Origin of the sequence: Nocardiopsis sp. YSL2 (assembly GCF_030555055.1) — a bacterium.
Classification (GTDB): domain Bacteria; phylum Actinomycetota; class Actinomycetes; order Streptosporangiales; family Streptosporangiaceae; genus Nocardiopsis.
Window position 1 is genome coordinate 3,423,634 of record NZ_JAMOAO010000001.1, and the last position, 16,207, is coordinate 3,439,840.

The 16,207-nt window shown below is 69.1% G+C and carries 15 protein-coding genes and 3 tRNA genes; 15 read left to right on the forward strand and 3 right to left on the reverse strand.

Annotation, left to right across the window (positions count from 1 at the left end; all coding sequences use genetic code 11):
* The first annotated feature begins 156 nt into the window (after positions 1-156).
* The 7 genes from M1P99_RS15275 to M1P99_RS15305 all read left to right on the forward strand — a co-directional run bounded on the left by M1P99_RS15275 (position 157) and on the right by M1P99_RS15305 (position 3,886).
* Positions 157-232: transfer RNA gene (locus M1P99_RS15275), tRNA-Thr, on the forward strand.
* A 102-nt stretch (positions 233-334) separates the two neighbouring features.
* A tRNA-Met gene (locus tag M1P99_RS15280) sits at positions 335-410 on the forward strand.
* A gap of 113 nt (positions 411-523) precedes the next feature.
* On the forward strand, positions 524-673 hold the full coding sequence (gene rpmG / locus M1P99_RS15285) for a 50S ribosomal protein L33 (RefSeq protein ID WP_158613006.1): 150 nt from the start codon (positions 524-526) through the stop codon (positions 671-673).
* Between the two features lie 172 nt (positions 674-845).
* Positions 846-1,289 carry a MaoC family dehydratase N-terminal domain-containing protein gene (locus M1P99_RS15290; RefSeq protein ID WP_304453316.1) on the forward strand — a complete coding sequence of 148 codons (444 nt, stop codon included), beginning with the start codon at positions 846-848 and terminating at the stop codon, positions 1,287-1,289.
* Positions 1,290-1,324: 35 nt separating this feature from the next.
* Positions 1,325-1,753: a MaoC family dehydratase gene (locus M1P99_RS15295; RefSeq protein ID WP_304453317.1), complete on the forward strand. Its 429-nt coding sequence runs from the start codon at positions 1,325-1,327 to the stop codon at positions 1,751-1,753.
* Between the two features lie 35 nt (positions 1,754-1,788).
* Positions 1,789-2,892: a UDP-N-acetylmuramate dehydrogenase gene (locus M1P99_RS15300; protein ID WP_304453318.1), complete on the forward strand. Its 1,104-nt coding sequence runs from the start codon at positions 1,789-1,791 to the stop codon at positions 2,890-2,892.
* A gap of 400 nt (positions 2,893-3,292) precedes the next feature.
* On the forward strand, positions 3,293-3,886 hold the full coding sequence (locus M1P99_RS15305; RefSeq protein ID WP_304453319.1) for a TMEM165/GDT1 family protein: 594 nt from the start codon (positions 3,293-3,295) through the stop codon (positions 3,884-3,886).
* 104 nt (positions 3,887-3,990) lie between these two features.
* Here the strand turns inward: M1P99_RS15305 and M1P99_RS15310 are convergent, their stop codons facing one another.
* Positions 3,991-5,034 (reverse strand): adenosine deaminase, encoded by a 1,044-nt coding sequence (locus tag M1P99_RS15310; protein WP_304453320.1) that lies wholly within the window; start codon positions 5,032-5,034, stop codon positions 3,991-3,993.
* Between the two features lie 77 nt (positions 5,035-5,111).
* On the reverse strand, positions 5,112-6,311 hold the full coding sequence (locus M1P99_RS15315; protein ID WP_304453321.1) for a pyridoxal phosphate-dependent aminotransferase: 1,200 nt from the start codon (positions 6,309-6,311) through the stop codon (positions 5,112-5,114).
* 326 nt (positions 6,312-6,637) lie between these two features.
* Here M1P99_RS15315 and M1P99_RS15320 point away from each other — a divergent pair.
* The 5 genes from M1P99_RS15320 (at position 6,638) to rplA (ending at position 9,548) form a co-directional block, all read left to right on the forward strand.
* Positions 6,638-6,710 (forward strand) — tRNA-Trp (locus tag M1P99_RS15320).
* A 92-nt stretch (positions 6,711-6,802) separates the two neighbouring features.
* Complete coding sequence (gene secE, locus M1P99_RS15325) at positions 6,803-7,057, forward strand: preprotein translocase subunit SecE (RefSeq protein WP_304453322.1); 255 nt, start codon at positions 6,803-6,805, stop codon at positions 7,055-7,057.
* 246 nt (positions 7,058-7,303) lie between these two features.
* Positions 7,304-8,101 carry a transcription termination/antitermination protein NusG gene (nusG, locus tag M1P99_RS15330; RefSeq protein ID WP_304453323.1) on the forward strand — a complete coding sequence of 266 codons (798 nt, stop codon included), beginning with the start codon at positions 7,304-7,306 and terminating at the stop codon, positions 8,099-8,101.
* A 252-nt stretch (positions 8,102-8,353) separates the two neighbouring features.
* Positions 8,354-8,782, forward strand: a complete 429-nt coding sequence (rplK, locus tag M1P99_RS15335; protein ID WP_053618569.1) for a 50S ribosomal protein L11 — start codon at positions 8,354-8,356, stop codon at positions 8,780-8,782.
* 88 nt (positions 8,783-8,870) lie between these two features.
* Positions 8,871-9,548, forward strand: coding sequence for a 50S ribosomal protein L1 (rplA, locus tag M1P99_RS15340; RefSeq protein ID WP_179823082.1), 678 nt, complete (start codon positions 8,871-8,873; stop codon positions 9,546-9,548).
* Positions 9,549-9,635: 87 nt separating this feature from the next.
* Here rplA and M1P99_RS15345 read toward each other — a convergent pair whose 3' ends face one another.
* Positions 9,636-10,493, reverse strand: a complete 858-nt coding sequence (locus M1P99_RS15345) for a hypothetical protein (RefSeq protein WP_304453324.1) — start codon at positions 10,491-10,493, stop codon at positions 9,636-9,638.
* 433 nt (positions 10,494-10,926) lie between these two features.
* Between M1P99_RS15345 and rplJ the strand changes: the two genes are divergently transcribed.
* The 3 genes from rplJ (at position 10,927) to rpoB (ending at position 16,185) form a co-directional block, all read left to right on the forward strand.
* Positions 10,927-11,454 carry a 50S ribosomal protein L10 gene (gene rplJ, locus M1P99_RS15350; RefSeq protein ID WP_053618571.1) on the forward strand — a complete coding sequence of 176 codons (528 nt, stop codon included), beginning with the start codon at positions 10,927-10,929 and terminating at the stop codon, positions 11,452-11,454.
* Positions 11,455-11,553: 99 nt separating this feature from the next.
* Complete coding sequence (gene rplL / locus M1P99_RS15355) at positions 11,554-11,940, forward strand: 50S ribosomal protein L7/L12 (protein ID WP_304453325.1); 387 nt, start codon at positions 11,554-11,556, stop codon at positions 11,938-11,940.
* Positions 11,941-12,717: 777 nt separating this feature from the next.
* Entirely contained in the window at positions 12,718-16,185 is a 3,468-nt protein-coding gene (gene rpoB, locus M1P99_RS15360) for a DNA-directed RNA polymerase subunit beta (RefSeq protein WP_304453326.1), read from the forward strand.
* Positions 16,186-16,207 lie beyond the last annotated feature (22 nt).

The window sequence follows — 16,207 nt, forward strand, 5'->3', positions numbered from 1 at the left end:
TCGTGTCCGTGCGGGCAGAGTGCGGGGAGTGCGGCGGCGCGGTGCCCGAGGCGGCCCGGTATTCGATTTGGCAGACCACCCCCGAAGACCTGTATAGTCATGACCAGCGCAAGGGGGCAACACCCCCGGGGCGGACGAGAGAAAGCCCAGCAGCGCGCCCCTTTAGCTCAGTCGGCAGAGCGTCTCCATGGTAAGGAGAAGGTCTACGGTTCGATTCCGTAAAGGGGCTCCACCACTTGATGCGGTCCGGTCCACTCAGGTGGGTGGCCGGTGGAGCATCTACCGGCCGGAACCGGGAGAGATACGAGGTATCGTATTATCGACCGTTGATCGGGGCGGAGTAGCTCAGTCGGTAGAGCAAGCGGCTCATAATCGCTGTGTCGTCGGTTCAAGTCCGGCCTCCGCTACCAACCCGCTGACCCCTGAGACTTCCTCAGGGGTCGTCGCGGGCGCTTTGCAGTGTTCTACTGCGCCTAGGTACTGTCTCCAGCGAGAAAGGCACTCCGAAGTGGCTGCCACAGACGTGAGGCCGAAGATCACCCTGGCCTGCCAGGAGTGCAATCACCGGAACTACATCACGCGCAAGAACCGTCGGAACACCCCCGACAGGCTCGCGATCAAGAAGTTCTGCCCGAACTGCCGCAAGCACAACGAGCACCGCGAGACCCGCTAGTCGCCGACTTTCGGAACCGGCTCCCGTAGCCGGTCACGCGTGAGCCGTTGCGCCGCCTCCCGTCACACGGGGGGCAGGCTAGACTTCCAGCCCGGTGAGTGATGCACTCACCGGGCTGTTCGTGTGTCCGGGACCGTGCCTCCCGGTCAGGAGAACCCAGGAGAGGGAGAGCGTGGCGATCAACCCTGACTACCTCGGCCGGGAGTACCCCGCGCCGGAGGTCTACGAGGTGACCCGGGGCAAGATCCGCGAGTTCGCCGAAGCGGTCAACGACCCCGACCCGGTCTACGTCGACCAGGCCGCGGCCAAGGCGGCGGGCCACCCCGACGTGATCGCGCCCCCGACCTTCCCGGTCATCCTGGGCATGGCCGGCTCCGCGCAGGCGATCGCCGACCCCGAGCTCGGCGTCGACTTCTCGCGCGTCGTGCACGGCGACCAGAGCTTCCACTACACGCGTCCGCTGCACGCGGGCGACGTGCTCAGCTCCGTCACCCGCATCACCGGGATCAAGGCGCTCGGCGGCAACGAGCTGCTCACCCTGGAGACGGTCGCCACGGCCGACGACGGCGAACACGTCGTCACCACGAGCATGATGCTCGTGGTCCGCGGCGAGTAGATTCTTCGAGCACCAGGAACGCGAGGTACGTGACCGTGAGCAGCAGGCTGCGCCACGCCGACGTCGAGGTCGGCACCGAACTCCCCGAGCGGACCTTCCCGGTCCGCCGCCTGGACCTGGTCCGCTACGCGGGCGCCTCCGGCGACTTCAACCCCATCCACTGGAACGAGCGCTTCGCCAAGTCCGTCGGTCTGCCGGACGTGATCGCGCACGGCATGTTCACCATGGCCCAGGCCGCGCGGGTGATCACCGACTGGACCGGGGACCCCGGCTGCGTCGTCGACTACTCCGTGCGCTTCTCCGCTCCCGTGGTGGTCCCGGACGACGACGAGGGGGCCGAGATCACCGTGGGCGGGAAGGTCAAGGCCAAGAACGGCGACGGGACGGTCGCCGTCCTACTGACCGCACGCTCCGGCGGCGCGAAGGTCCTGGTGCAGTCCAAGGCCCTCGTCCGCCTGGCCTGAGCCGGCCCCAGCACAGCGAAGCGATGAGGTACACCGTGTCCGCAGTCCACGAAGCCACCGCCCCCGGGGAGCGGGTGCTGCTCGCCGACTACACGACCCTCGGTCTGGGCGGCCCCGCCAAGACCCTGGTCACGGCGCGCAGCACCGACGAGCTGGTCGCGGCGGTCGCCGCCGCCGACGCCGCGGGGGAGCCCGTCCTGGTCCTGGGCGGTGGGAGCAACCTGGTGGTCGCCGACGACGGCTTCCCGGGCACCGTGGTGCACGCCGACGCGCGGGGCGTGTCCTTCGAGGAGGCGGGCGCCGACCCGGAGGCGGGCGAGGACGTCGTCCTGCTGCGGGCCGAGGCCGGTGTGGAGTGGGACCCCCTCGTCGAGCGGACCGTCGCCGAGGGGCTCAGCGGAATCGAGTTCCTGTCCGGGATCCCCGGGCGGGTGGGCTCCACCCCCATCCAGAACGTCGGCGCCTACGGCCAGGACGTCAGCCAGACCGTCCGCGAGGTCCTGGTGTACGACCGCCGGACCGGCGAGCGCCGCGTCATGGGCAACGCCGACTGCGGATTCACCTACAGGGACAGTGTCTTCAAGGGCGACGACCGGTACGTGGTCTGCGAGGTCGTCTTCGCGTTGCGCCGGTCTCCGCTCAGCCGCCCCGTCCGCTACGCCGAGGTCGCCCGCACCCTGGGTGCCGAGGCCGGGTCCAGGGTGCCGCTGGAGCGGGCCAGGGACACCGTTCTCGGGCTGCGCAGGGGCAAGGGCATGGTCCTGGACCCCGCCGATCCCGACACGCGCAGCGCCGGCTCCTTCTTCACCAACCCGGTGGTGAGCGCCGCCGAGTTCGAGGCCGTGCGGGAGCGGGCCGCCGCGCTGCTGGGCCCCGGTGTGGAGGTTCCGGGCCACCCGGACGCCGCCGGCGACGTCAAGCTCTCCGCCGCCTGGCTGATCGACCGGGCCGGGTTCACCAAGGGCTACGGCGACGGCCCGGCCCGCATCTCCGGCAAGCACACCCTGGCGCTGACCAACCCGGGGGGCGCGAGCACCCGGGACCTGCTGGAGCTCGCCCGTGAGGTGCGCGCCGGGGTGGAGCGGGCGTTCGGCGTCCGCCTGGTCAACGAGCCGGTCATGGTGGGGGCGTCGCTGTAGCGCCCCGCGACAAGTCACGATTCTGCCGCGCCTCATTCTTGAGTTAGGCGCGGCAAACTTGTTTCTAAGGGCAAGCTGATAGTTTAATGAGACATCGCAATGAATTGCGAGTCCGCCATTCTTTGATAAAGTCGGATCAGTCGAAGGGGAGTAGTCCCCAATGCGTGCGATCGACACACTGGCCGCCCGGCGGCCCGGTCGCACGAGCCCACTCCGAATCCGCGTGAACCGGCACGGAGGCCTCGGCCCACGTGGGTCGCGGACCCGCCCGGGCCCTTCCGGCCGGAACTCGGAGTGAAGGGCGGACGAGACCTTTGACCCGGTAGGAAACGACCGGGTTGGAGGGGCGTCCGCCGCCTCCTTCTGCCCCAGAGCACCTCTGAAGCAAGGAGGAGGATCCGTGACCGCATTCTCGATGGGCCTGGCGGTCAGCGCCCTCGCCATCTTCATCGCGGAAATGGGCGACAAGACCCAGCTCGTCGCGATGTCCCTGGCGAGCCGCTACCGCGCGCTCACGGTCCTCCTGGGCATCACCGCCGCCACCGCGGTCGTACACGTGGCGAGCGTGTTCATCGCCGAGGTCCTGGGCTCCGCGATTCCCACGGACTGGGTCACGCTCGTCGCGGGCCTGGCCTTCCTGATCTTCGGCTTCTGGACCCTGCACGGCGACGAGATGACGCAGAAGGACGAGGAGCGCGCGGCGTCCCGGCGGATCCGCTCCGCTTTCCTCACGGTGTTCGTGGTCTTCCTCGTGGCCGAACTCGGCGACAAGACGATGCTCGCCACCATCACCGTCGGCACCCAGTACCACTGGCTGCCGGTGTGGATCGGCTCCACGGTCGGCATGGTCGCCGCGGACGCCATCGCCATCGCCATCGGCGCGGTCCTCGGCAAGAAGCTGCCGGAACGGGCGATCCAGGTCGGCGCCGCCGTGCTGTTCTTCGTCGCCGGCGCGGCCATGGTCGGCCAGGGCGCGTGGATGCTGCTGGGGTGACCGGGGCCGGGAGGGATCCGACCGGCCCCGTACCGCTCCGCCCGGCGGGCGCGCGACCGCGCCGACGGCGTCCGCCGACCGCTGATCGCGGCCCGCCCCACCGCTCAGACCGCCGAGGGCTCCGCGGCCAGCCAGGCGTCGACGCCCGACAGGAGGTCCTTCTTGAGGGAGTCCGGGGCACCGGAGCCCCGGATGGACATGCGGGCCAGCTCGGCCAGTTCGGGGTCGCTGAAGCCGAAGACCTCGCGGGCGAGCCGGTACTGCTCCTCCAGGCGGGGCCCGAAGAGCAGGGGGTCGTCGGTACCCAGGGCGATCGGGACGCCCGCGTCGAACAGCCGGCGCAGCGGCAGGTGCTCCATCTCGTTGTACACACCCAGGCCGACGTTGGAGGTGGGGCAGATCTCCAGCGTGACGCCCTGCGTGGCGATCCGCTCGACCAGGTGCGGGTCCTCCACCGCGCGGACCCCGTGGCCCACCCGGTCCGCGTTGAGCTCGTCCAGGCACTCCCGGATGCTCGTGGGCCCCTGGAGTTCGCCCCCGTGCGGCGCCGAGAGCAGTCCCGCGCGCCTGGCGATCCGGAACGCCGCCTCGAACTCACGGGCGCGTCCGCGCCGCTCGTCGTTGTTGAGGCCGAAGGACACCACGCCGCGCCCGACGTACTGCCTGGCCAGCCGGGCCAGGGCCCTGGCGTCCAGCGGGTGCCTGGTGCGGTTGGCCGCGACCATCAGGCCGATCGCCACGCCCGTGTCGCGCTCGGCCGCGCGGGCGGCGTCCAGGATCAGCTCCAGGGTGGCGGTCAGCCCGTCGAAGAGCGCCGCGTAACCGCTCGGGTCGACCTGGATCTCCAGCCAGGACGATCCCGCCGCCCGCTCGTCCTCGGCGGCCTCGCGCAGGAGGCGGTACATGTCCTCCGGGCGGCGCAGGACCGAGCGGGCGATGTCGTACAGCCGCTGGAAGCGGAACCAGCCGCGTTCGTCCGTGGCCCGGAGCCGGGGAGGCCACTCCGTCACCAGGGCCTGGGGGAGGTGGATTCCGTGGTCGGCGGCGAGTTCGACCATGGTCGAGTGCCGCATCGAGCCGGTGAAGTGCAGGTGCAGGTGCGCTTTGGGCAGCCGGTCCAATCGGCGGGCGCTGATCGGTGTCTCCATGACGTGAGTCTGCCTCATATGGGGACCCCGCGGGGGCGGGAACTCGAGAGCACCCCGCGGGGCGCCCCCGCGGCGGCTCACTCCAGGAGCCTCTGGATCCGGCCGACGCCCTCGGCGAGGTCCCCGTCGCTCAGGGCGTAGGACAGCCGCAGGTAGCCCGGGGTCCCGAAGGCCTCGCCCGGGACCACGGCGACCTCGGCCTGCTCCAGGATGAGCTCGGCCAGCTCCGCGGAGCTCTGGGGCCTCCCGCCGCGGATCTCCCGGCCCAGCAGCCCCGTGACCGAGGGGTAGGCGTAGAACGCGCCCTGCGGTTCCGGGCAGACCACGCCGTCGATGTCGTTGAGCATGCGCACGATCGTCCGGCGCCGGCGGTCGAAGGCCTCCCGCATCCTCTCCACGGCCGTGAGGTCGCCCGAGACGGCGGCCAGCGCGGCGGCCTGGGAGACGTTCGCGACATTGGAGGTGGCGTGCGACTGCAGGTTGGCCGCGGCCTTCACGACGTCCGCGGGGCCGATGAGCCACCCCACGCGCCAGCCGGTCATGGCGTAGGTCTTGGCCACGCCGTTGACGATGACCGTGCGGTCGGCGATCTCCGGGACCTCCACGGGCAGGGACGAGAACTCCGCGTCGCCGTAGACCAGGTGCTCGTAGATCTCGTCGGTCAGCACCCACAGGCCGTGCTCGTCGGCCCAGCGGCCGATCGCGCGGACCTGCTCGCGCGGGTAGACGGCGCCGGTGGGGTTGGAGGGGGAGACGAACACCAGGACCTTGGTCCGCTCGGTGCGCGCCGCCTCCAGCTGCTCGACCGAGGCCAGGTAGCCCGTGCTCTCGTCGGTGACGACGTAGACGGGCACGCCGCCCGCGAGCTTGATGGACTCGGGGTAGGTGGTCCAGTACGGGGCGATGACGATGACCTCGTCGCCCGGGTCGAGCATGGCGGCGAAGGCCTCGTAGATCGCCTGCTTGCCCCCGTTGGTGACCAGGACCTGCGCGGGCTCCACCTGGTAGCCGGAGTCGCGCGCGGTCTTCTCCGCGATCGCCCTCCTGAGCTCGGGCAGGCCGCCGGCGGGCGTATAGCGGTGGAACCGGGGCTCGCGGGCGGCCGCGACGGCGGCCTCGACGATGTAGTCCGGCGTCGGGAAGTCCGGCTCACCCGCACCGAAGCCGATGACGGGGCGGCCCTCCGCCTTCATGGCCTTGGCCTTCGCGTCCACGGCCAGGGTGGCGGACTCGGAGATGGCACCGATACGTGCGGAGATGCGGGGTCGGTCAGTCATGGATCCATGGTGTCACGCGGCGCCCCGGCCGTCGGGGATACCGGGCGGGCGGCCGCGGCGGGGAAGCGGCGTCGGGCACGGTGTACCGGGGGCATCGGGGCCGGTCGGGCCCACCCCCGCGGACGCGACGCGACGGCCCCGAGCGCGTGTCGACCCCGCCGGCCCGCCGCGCCCGCGAACGGCGCGACCGTGAGAACCGGTTTGGCCGGAGTGCGCGCTTGGGCTTAGACTCTCTCGCGCCGGTCGGTCGTGGCCAGGGTGTTACATGGTTCACGGTGTGCGTACGTCGTGCGGACCGGCTATGGTGGGGAACGCAGTTTCCGCTAAGGGCAGTGGCTCAATTGGCAGAGCACCGGTCTCCAAAACCGGCGGTTGGGGGTTCGAGTCCCTCCTGCCCTGCAAGTTCGCAAGCCCGGTGCGCGCACGCGCACCGGGCGACAGGCCAAGGAACAACGGGGACATCGAGCAGCCCGCGACCCTAAGGACCCCACGTGACTCAGACTGACGCCGACGCCAAGCCCCACAAGGAGCCCAAGCGTCGCACGGGTCCGGTGGACTTCGTCAAGCAGGTCGTCGGCGAGCTGCGCAAGGTCCGTTGGCCCACGCGCCAGGAGCTGGTGACCTACACCATCGTGGTCCTGGTGTTCGTGGCGATCATCCTGTCCTACGTCTCCCTTCTGGACTTCGCCTTCGGTGAGGCCGTGACCTGGCTCTACGCGACCTTCGGTCGCCCCGCCGGCGTCTAGGGCCCATGTGACGGACATCCTCCCCGCCGCGCGCCGCCTCGGCGCCGCTCGCGACGGGCGGCATCCACCGCACACGCCCTGAGGCACCAGCCCGCGGCGCACATCCCGGCCCCGGCCCCTCCTCGTCCGCGCGTTGGTCCCGTGCCGCCCGGAAAGACCGTAAGCTGGCAGAACCGGGTTCGACGCGGAGCGCTGTTCGGCGTGCGTCGGCCCGCACCAGCGAATCCGACGAGAGAAAGAGCAGCCGTGTCCGAGTCCCCACTGACCTCTGACGACTTCCCCGAAGAGGAGCCGGATCAGTCGTCGGCGGATGAGACCGGCCTGGGCGAGCCTGTCGAGGAGCCTTCGGAGGTCGCGGCCGAGTCCGACGCGACCGAGGAGGACACCGACGTCGAGAGCGGCGAGTCCGCCGAGCCGACTGAGACCGAAGAGCCCCGGCTGGACCCCGTCGAAGAGTTCAAGAACGAGCTTGTCCTGCTCCCCGGCGACTGGTACGTCGTGCACACCTACGCGGGTTACGAGAAGCGGGTCAAGGCCAACGTCGAGAGTCGCACCCAGTCGCTCAACATGGAGGACTTCATCTTCCAGGTCGAGGTGCCCGAGCACGAGGTCACCGAGGTCAAGAGCGGCAAGCGCCAGCAGGTCACCGAGAAGGTCCTGCCCGGATACGTGCTGGTCCGGATGGACCTCACCGACGAGTCCTGGTCGGCCATCCGCAACACCCCCGGTGTGACCGGATTCGTGGGCCTGTCCAACAAGCCCGCTCCGCTGAGCCTCACCGAGGTCGCCAAGCTCCTGGCGCCCGAGCCCGAGGTGGAGCCGGAGCAGGCGCAGCAGGCCAAGGCCGGCGGTGTCTCCGAGGCGCGTTCCGACGTGGCCTACGAGGTCGGCGAGTCCGTCACCGTGATGGAGGGCCCGTTCGCCACGCTGCCCGCCACCGTCAGCGAGATCAACCCGGACACCCAGAAGCTCAAGGTGCTCGTGTCGATCTTCGGCCGTGAGACCCCGGTCGAGCTGTCCTTCACCCAGGTCGCCAAGATCTGATAGGTCCAGCCCGGGCACCTGCCCGGGACGCGTAGACTTGGTGGGTCCGCCTCCGGGCGGACCCACTCCAGCACCCCGCTCCGGCGGGGTGTACTCCGGTCCGCCCGGTCCCGGCGGGCCGTCGCTCCCGTGTCCAGAGCACGGGGGCGCGCCCTCTTCGGCACCGGCGTCGGCCGCGTTCTGCGCGGATGCCCGACGCCGTAGGGGAGGGTGGGGACCAGCTCACACCGCACATCAGGCAAAGGACCCGATATGCCTCCGAAGAAGAAACTGGCCGCACTCGTCAAGGTGCAGCTCCCCGCCGGTCAGGCGACCCCGGCGCCGCCCGTCGGTACCGCTCTCGGTCCGCACGGCGTCAACATCATGGACTTCTGCAAGCAGTACAACGCTGCCACGGAAGCCCAGCGCGGCAACGTCATCCCCGTAGAGATCTCCATCTACGAGGACCGTTCCTTCAGCTTCGTCACCAAGACGCCTCCGGCGCCCAAGCTGATCCTGAAGGCGGCGGGCCTGGACAAGGCCGCCACCACTCCGGGGCGCGGCAACGCCGGTTCCATCACCGCCGAGCAGGTCCGCGAGATCGCGCAGACCAAGCTGCCCGACCTCAACACCACCGACATCGAGGCCGCCGCCAAGATCGTCGCCGGTACCGCCCGCTCGATGGGCATCGAGGTCAAGTAGTCCCCCACCGGGGCGCTCGACGAACAGAACCACCGTGGCAGGGCCAGGCGCTGGCCCACCGACCACACGTTCCCTCAAGGAGAACAGCGTGAAGCGCAGCAAGAACCACCGCAAAGCCAGCGAGCTGGTGGACCGTGACAAGCTCTACAGCCCCGCCGAGGCCGTGAAGCTCGCCAAGGACACCTCCACCGTCAAGTTCGACCCGACCGTCGAGGTCGCCCTGCGCCTGGGCGTCGACCCGCGCAAGGCCGACCAGATGGTCCGCGGCACCGTGAACCTGCCCAACGGCACCGGTAAGACCGCCCGGGTCCTGGTCTTCGCGACCGGTGACCGTGCGGAGCAGGCTCGCGCCGCCGGAGCGGACTACGTCGGTGACGACGACCTCGTCCAGGAGATCCTCAACGGTTTCCTCGACTTCGACGCCGTCGTGGCCACCCCGGACCTCATGGGCAAGGTCGGCCGCCTCGGCCGCGTGCTCGGTCCGCGTGGCCTCATGCCCAACCCCAAGACGGGCACCGTCACCCCGGACGTCGCCAAGGCCGTCACCGAGATCAAGGGCGGCAAGATCGAGTTCCGCGTCGACCGCCACGGGAACCTGCACTTCATCATCGGCAAGCTGTCGTTCGACGAGAGCAAGCTGCTGGAGAACTACCAGGCCGCGATCGACGAGGTGAACCGCCTCAAGCCGTCCGCCGCCAAGGGCCGCTACATCAAGAAGGCCGTGGTCACCACGACCATGGGTCCGAGCATCCCGCTCGAAGCCTAGTCTTCGCGAGGCCGAACGGCCCCCGGATCCCGCAGGGGATCCGGGGGCCGTCGTCGTCCCGCTCGGCCGGTACCGGCGGGGCGGGCGCTACAGGTCGGTGATCTCGTCCTCGGAGGGCATCTCGAAGGAGGTCTCACCGAGCTGGGAGTAGACCATCGAGATCTCGGAGACGTCGTCGCTGAAGTCCATGCGCATGGGGAAGCCGTCGTCGCTCACCCAGATCGACACGTCCATGGCGCCGGTGGCGCCGCCGACGAGCTCCTCCAGGGCGCTGCGCTGGTCCGCTTCGAGGGCGTCGAGCTCCTCGGCGGTGAACGACCCCTCCAGGACGGTGGTCGAGACCCCGTCGATCTCCTCGCTGCCGGTCTCCTCGATGGACTCGATCGCGGCGACCGCGCCCGCGACCTTCGGCAGTTCGGAGGTGTCGAACATGTTCTCGGTGGCGGGCTGCTGGCCCTCGCCCGCGCCGCCGCGGGTCCAGGCGGTGTCGGCCTCCTGGAGGCCGTGGTGGTTGGACACCAGCATCTCGCCCTCGGCAGGGACGATGACGATCGAGGTGCTGAGCTCCTCGGCGCTCAGGTCCGAGCCCTGGCCGCCGAGCTCGGCGAACCCCTCGAGCATCTCGCCCATGGCCGGCATGTACACGGTGACCTGCGCCGCCTGCGGGTCGGCCATCACCTCGTAGGTGAAGGTCATCTCCGTCTCGCCGAGCTCGGGGTCGGTCGACGTGATGTCCATGTCGAGGGTGTAGTTGTCGACGGCCTCGGTGCGCGAGGCGAGGTCGCCGAGCAGGTCCAGGACGCCGCCACCGCCGCTCTCGCCCTCGTCGGCGGCCGAGTCGGACGGGGCCGCCTCCGTCTCCTCCTCCGGGGCGCCACAGGCGCTCAGAGCGAGGGCGAGGCTCAGGGAGCCGGCGGCGAAGAGGGCCGGCTTGGGGGTCTTCACGGGAGAATTCGCTTTCTCGTGTCGGGGGAGGGGCACATAGGAGAGCGGGGATGCCCCGTACCGTCTTATGGTGGCACGCGCGAGCGACACAACCGGACGAACGGGGCACCGCACGCGGTCGGCGGCGGCCCCGCGGCGGGGTGAGGGACGACTCGTCCCCGGGCGCCCGCATCGGTGTGCGAAGGCCGCCCGTCGTCCGGTACGCTGGGTTCTTGCCGAAGACCGCTGGTCGTCACCCGAACGGGTGACCTAAGGACCCATCCGCGATGGGCGCCCGCGCAGGTGTCACTCAAGCTTTCCCGTTCCGGGGCCCCTGGCCCGAGTGGACGCGGATGTGCCCCGTGCGCCTCGCGCTCGGGGCTTTTTCTCGTGCTGACGCCGATCGCGTGAGTCCTTGGGGAACCAACCAGCGTTCACTGTTGGAAGGAGTCCCATGGCGAGGCCGGACAAGGCAGCTGCGGTCGCCGAACTCACGGACGAGTTCCGTGAGTCGAACGGTGCCGTGCTGACCGAATACCGGGGGCTCAGTGTGGCTCAGCTCACCGAGCTGCGCCGTAGCCTCGGCCAGAACGCGCGTTTTCGCATCGTCAAGAACACGCTGACCAAGATCGCGGCGAACCAGGCGGGTCTCGAAGAGCAGGTCAAGGACCTGTTCGAGGGCCCCTCCGCCATCGCCTTCGTCCACGGTGACGTGGTCGAGGCCGCCAAGGGTCTGCGTGACTTCTCGAAGGCGAACTCGCCTCTGGTGATCAAGGGCGGTGTCATCGACGGCAAGTCGATGAGCGCCGAGGACATCACCAAGCTGGCCGACCTGGAGTCCCGCGAGGTTCTCCTCTCGAAGATGGCCGGTGCGCTCAAGGCCAAGCAGGGCCAGGCCGCCGCCGTCTTCCAGGCGCTGCCGTCCAAGACTGTGCGTCTCGCGCAGGCTCTGGCGGACAAGCGCAACGAGGAAGCCGCTTAAACCTTTTGAACCACGGCGGGTGCCGCGACGGCGCCCGGCCGAAGGCTCGCACGTGACGCCGTCGGGTGCGCGTGTCTGTAGAGAAAGAGAGATCGCATCATGGCGAAGCTCAGCAACGAGGACCTGCTGGCCGCGTTCGAGGAGATGACCCTCCTCGAGCTGTCCGAGTTCGTGAAGCTCTTCGAGGACAAGTTCGACGTCACCGCCGCCGCGCCGGCCGCCGTCGTCGCCGCCCCGGGTGCCGGTGGCGGCGCCGCCGAGGCCGCCGAGGAGCAGTCCGAGTTCGACGTCATCCTCGAGTCCGCCGGTGACAAGAAGATCCAGGTCATCAAGGAGGTTCGCGGCCTCACGAGCCTGGGTCTCAAGGAGGCCAAGGACCTGGTCGACAACGCTCCGAAGGCTCTGCTCGAGGGCGCCAACAAGGAGGACGCTGAGAAGGCCAAGGCCGCCCTTGAGGGCGCCGGCGCCACCGTCACCCTCAAGTAGCCCTCCGCGGGGCCCAGAGTCCCGCTGGTCTGCGTACACGCGGCCGTCTCTCCTGCGGGAGGGGCGGCCGCGTGTTTTCTTTGGGCCTCCGCTCGTGCCCACGCCGTCGCCCGCCACCACCCAGGACCCCACGGGGTCCCTCGCGACACTCCCACCGGACCGGCCCGTCATCCGGGGGTGCGCGGTCCCTTTCGTCGTGATGGGCCGACGTGTCCGGTGTCACTCCGCCGGGGCGTGTGGCATGCTGGGCCGGTCGCGACCGCAGGTCGGCACCCTCGTGTGCGAAAGGTCGGTGGGACGCGATAATCTCCCGTCTCGGGTTTCTTGACGGGCTCCGGGCAGAGTGTTTACCCGCATGGGGCGGGGGAATCCTTCCGGGTGTCCGACGGCTCCCCGACCCCCTGGGAGCCAGGGCAGGCGCGTTCGCTCACCCATGGGGCCACAGGCTCCGGATCGGGTCCGAATCCGTCCTCCGGGAAAGTATGGAGGCCGGTGGGCTTGACGGATCGCCCTTCGCGGGCGATCCTGCCGGTGTCGTGAGTGGTGCTGTGAAGCGTGAGTGGACAGCGGTGTAGTGTTCGGCTACACTGCTCTTTTGCGCTGCCCTTTGGTGATCCCTGTGTCGGAGTACGGCTGCCGCCCATCCCGTTTCGTCTGGACACGGTAGGCCCGTTCCCGCTCGATGTGACCGTCTCAACCGCGTTGCGGCGGTCCTTCTCGTGACGGATCGTCTGGCGTGCGCGCTTCAACCGCCACAAGCCTTCGGAAGGACCCCTGTTGGCAGCCTCGCGCAACGCCTCCGCTGACGCCCTTGGTCCGCACCGCGTTTCTTTCGCCCGTATTCAGGAACCACTCGAGGTCCCGAACCTGCTTGCTCTGCAGACCGAGTCGTTCGACTGGCTGCTGGGCAACGACAAGTGGAAGACCCGGGTAGAGACGGCCCGAAACGCTGGCCGCAAGGACGTTCCGGAGCAGTCCGGCCTCGAAGAGATCTTCGAGGAGATCAGTCCTATCGAGGACTTCTCGGGCACGATGTCGCTGTCGTTCCGCGACCATCGGTTCGAGCCGCCCAAGTACTCCGAAGAGGAGTGCAAGGACAAGGACATGACCTACTCCGCCCCGATGTTCGTCACGGCGGAGTTCATCAACAACGACACCGGTGAGATCAAGAGCCAGACGGTGTTCATGGGCGACTTCCCGCTCATGACCGTCAAGGGCACCTTCATCATCAACGGCACCGAGCGCGTCGTCGTGTCCCAGCTGGTCCGCTCCCCGGGCGTGTACTTCGACAAGTCGCTCGACAAGACCTCGGACAAGGACCTCTTCGGCTGCAAGGTCATCCCGTCGCGGGGTGCCTGGCTGGAGTTCGAGGTCGACAAGCGGGACTTCGTCGGCGTCCGCATCGACCGCAAGCGCAAGCAGGGCGTCACCGTCCTGCTCAAGGCGCTGGGCTGGACGACCGACCAGATCCTGGAGCGGTTCGGCCAGTACGAGTCGATCCGCAACACCCTGGAGAAGGACCCGACGGCCGGCACCGACGACGCCCTGCTGGACATCTACCGCAAGCTGCGTCCGGGAGAGCCGCCCACGAAGGAGTCGGCCCAGGCGCTGTTGGAGAACCTCTACTTCAACCCCAAGCGCTACGACCTAGCCAAGGTCGGCCGCTACAAGATCAACAAGAAGCTCGGCCTGGACGCCGACTACACGCAGGGCACGCTGACCGAAGAGGACATCGTCGCCACGATCGACTACATGGTCCGCCTGCACGCGGGCGAGGTGGAGAAGGAGACCGTCCGCGGCCTCCGCCCGATCGAGACCGACGACATCGACCACTTCGGCAACCGTCGTCTGCGCACCGTCGGCGAGCTGATCCAGAACCAGGTCCGCCTGGGCCTGGCCCGCATGGAGCGCGTCGTGCGCGAGCGGATGACGACCCAGGACGTCGAGGCGATCACGCCGCAGACCCTGATCAACATCCGTCCCGTCGTCGCCTCCATCAAGGAGTTCTTCGGCACCTCGCAGCTGTCCCAGTTCATGGACCAGACCAACCCGCTCGCGGGTCTGACCCACAAGCGCCGCCTCTCGGCGCTGGGCCCGGGCGGTCTGTCCCGTGAGCGCGCCGGCTTCGAGGTCCGCGACGTCCACCCCTCCCACTACGGCCGCATGTGCCCGATCGAGACGCCTGAGGGACCGAACATCGGTCTGATCGGCTCGCTCGCCGGGTACGGCCGCGTGAACTCGTTCGGTTTCGTGGAGACCCCCTACCGCAGGGTCGTCGACGGTCGGATCACCGACCAGGTCGACTACCTCACCGCGGACGAGGAGGACCTCTACGTCATCGCGCAGGCGAACACGCCGACCAACCCGGACGGCACCTTCGCCGAGGCCGGCGTGCTCGTCCGTCGCAAGGGCGGCGAGTTCGAGCAGGTCAGCACCGACGAGGTCGACTACATGGACGTGTCGCCGCGCCAGATGGTGTCGGTCGCCACCGCCATGATCCCGTTCCTGGAGCACGACGACGCCAACCGCGCGCTCATGGGTTCCAACATGCAGCGCCAGGCCGTGCCGCTGCTGCGCGCCGAGTCGCCCTTCGTGGGCACCGGCATGGAGTACCGCGCCGCCACCGACGCCGGTGAGGTCGTCCTCAACGAGAAGGCGGGTGTCGTCGAGGACGTCACCGCCGACTACGTCACCGTGATGGCCGACGACGGCACGCGCAAGACGTACCGCATGGGCAAGTTCCAGCGCTCCAACCAGGGCACCTGCTTCAACCAGCGCCCCATCGTCGCCGAGGGGATGCGGGTCGAGGCCAAGCAGGTCCTGGCCGACGGTCCCTCCACGGACCAGGGCGAGATGTCGCTGGGCAAGAACCTCCTCGTGGCGTACATGTCCTGGGAGGGCCACAACTACGAGGACGCGATCATCCTCTCCCAGCGCCTGGTGCAGGACGACGTCCTGTCCTCGATCCACATCGAGGAGCACGAGGTCGACGCCCGCGACACCAAGCTGGGCCCGGAGGAGATCACCCGCGAGATCCCCAACGTCAGCGAGGAGGTCCTGGCCGACCTCGACGACCGGGGCATCATCCGCATCGGCGCCGAGGTCGTCGACGGCGACATCCTCGTCGGCAAGGTCACGCCCAAGGGCGAGACCGAGCTCACCCCGGAGGAGCGCCTGCTGCGCGCCATCTTCGGTGAGAAGGCGCGCGAGGTCCGCGACACCTCCCTGAAGGTGCCGCACGGCGAGACCGGCAAGGTCATCGGCGTGCGCGTGTTCAGCCGCGAGGACGGCGACGAGCTGGCGCCCGGCGTCAACGAGATGGTCCGCGTCTACGTGGCCCAGAAGCGCAAGATCACCGACGGTGACAAGCTCGCCGGCCGTCACGGCAACAAGGGCGTCATCTCCAAGATCCTGCCCCAGGAGGACATGCCGTTCCTGGAGGACGGCACGCCCGTCGACATCATCCTCAACCCGCTGGGCGTGCCCGGCCGGATGAACGTCGGACAGGTGCTCGAGGTCCACTTGGGCTGGCTGGCCAAGAACGGTTGGTTGGTCGAAGGGGCCGAGGAGGCCTGGCAGAAGTCGCTGCACGACATCGGCGCCGCCGAGGTCGAGCCGAACTCCCGCGTCGCCACGCCGGTGTTCGACGGCCTGCACGGCGACGAGCTGGCCGGCCTGATCCAGTCGGTGCGTCCCAACAAGGACGGCAACCGCCTGATCAACGAGGACGGCAAGGCGCTGCTCTTCGACGGCCGCACGGGTGAGCCCTTCGCCGAGCCGATCTCCGTCGGCTACAAGTACATCCTGAAGCTCCACCACCTCGTGGACGACAAGATCCACGCGCGCTCCACCGGTCCGTACTCCATGATCACCCAGCAGCCGCTGGGCGGTAAGGCACAGTTCGGCGGCCAGCGCTTCGGTGAGATGGAGGTGTGGGCCCTCGAGGCGTACGGCGCCGCCTACGCCCTCCAGGAGCTGCTCACCATCAAGTCCGACGACGTGGTGGGCCGGGTCAAGGTCTACGAGGCCATCGTCAAGGGCGAGAACATCCCCGAGCCGGGCATCCCTGAGTCCTTCAAGGTGCTCATCAAGGAGATGCAGTCGCTCTGTCTGAACGTGGAGGTGCTGTCCAGTGACGGTATGTCCATCGAGATGCGGGACAGCGACGAGGACGTCTTCCGCGCCGCGGAAGAACTGGGAATCGACCTGGGTCGGCGCGAGCCGAGCAGTGTCGAAGAGGTCTAACTTCCGCATGTTTCGAGAGCAG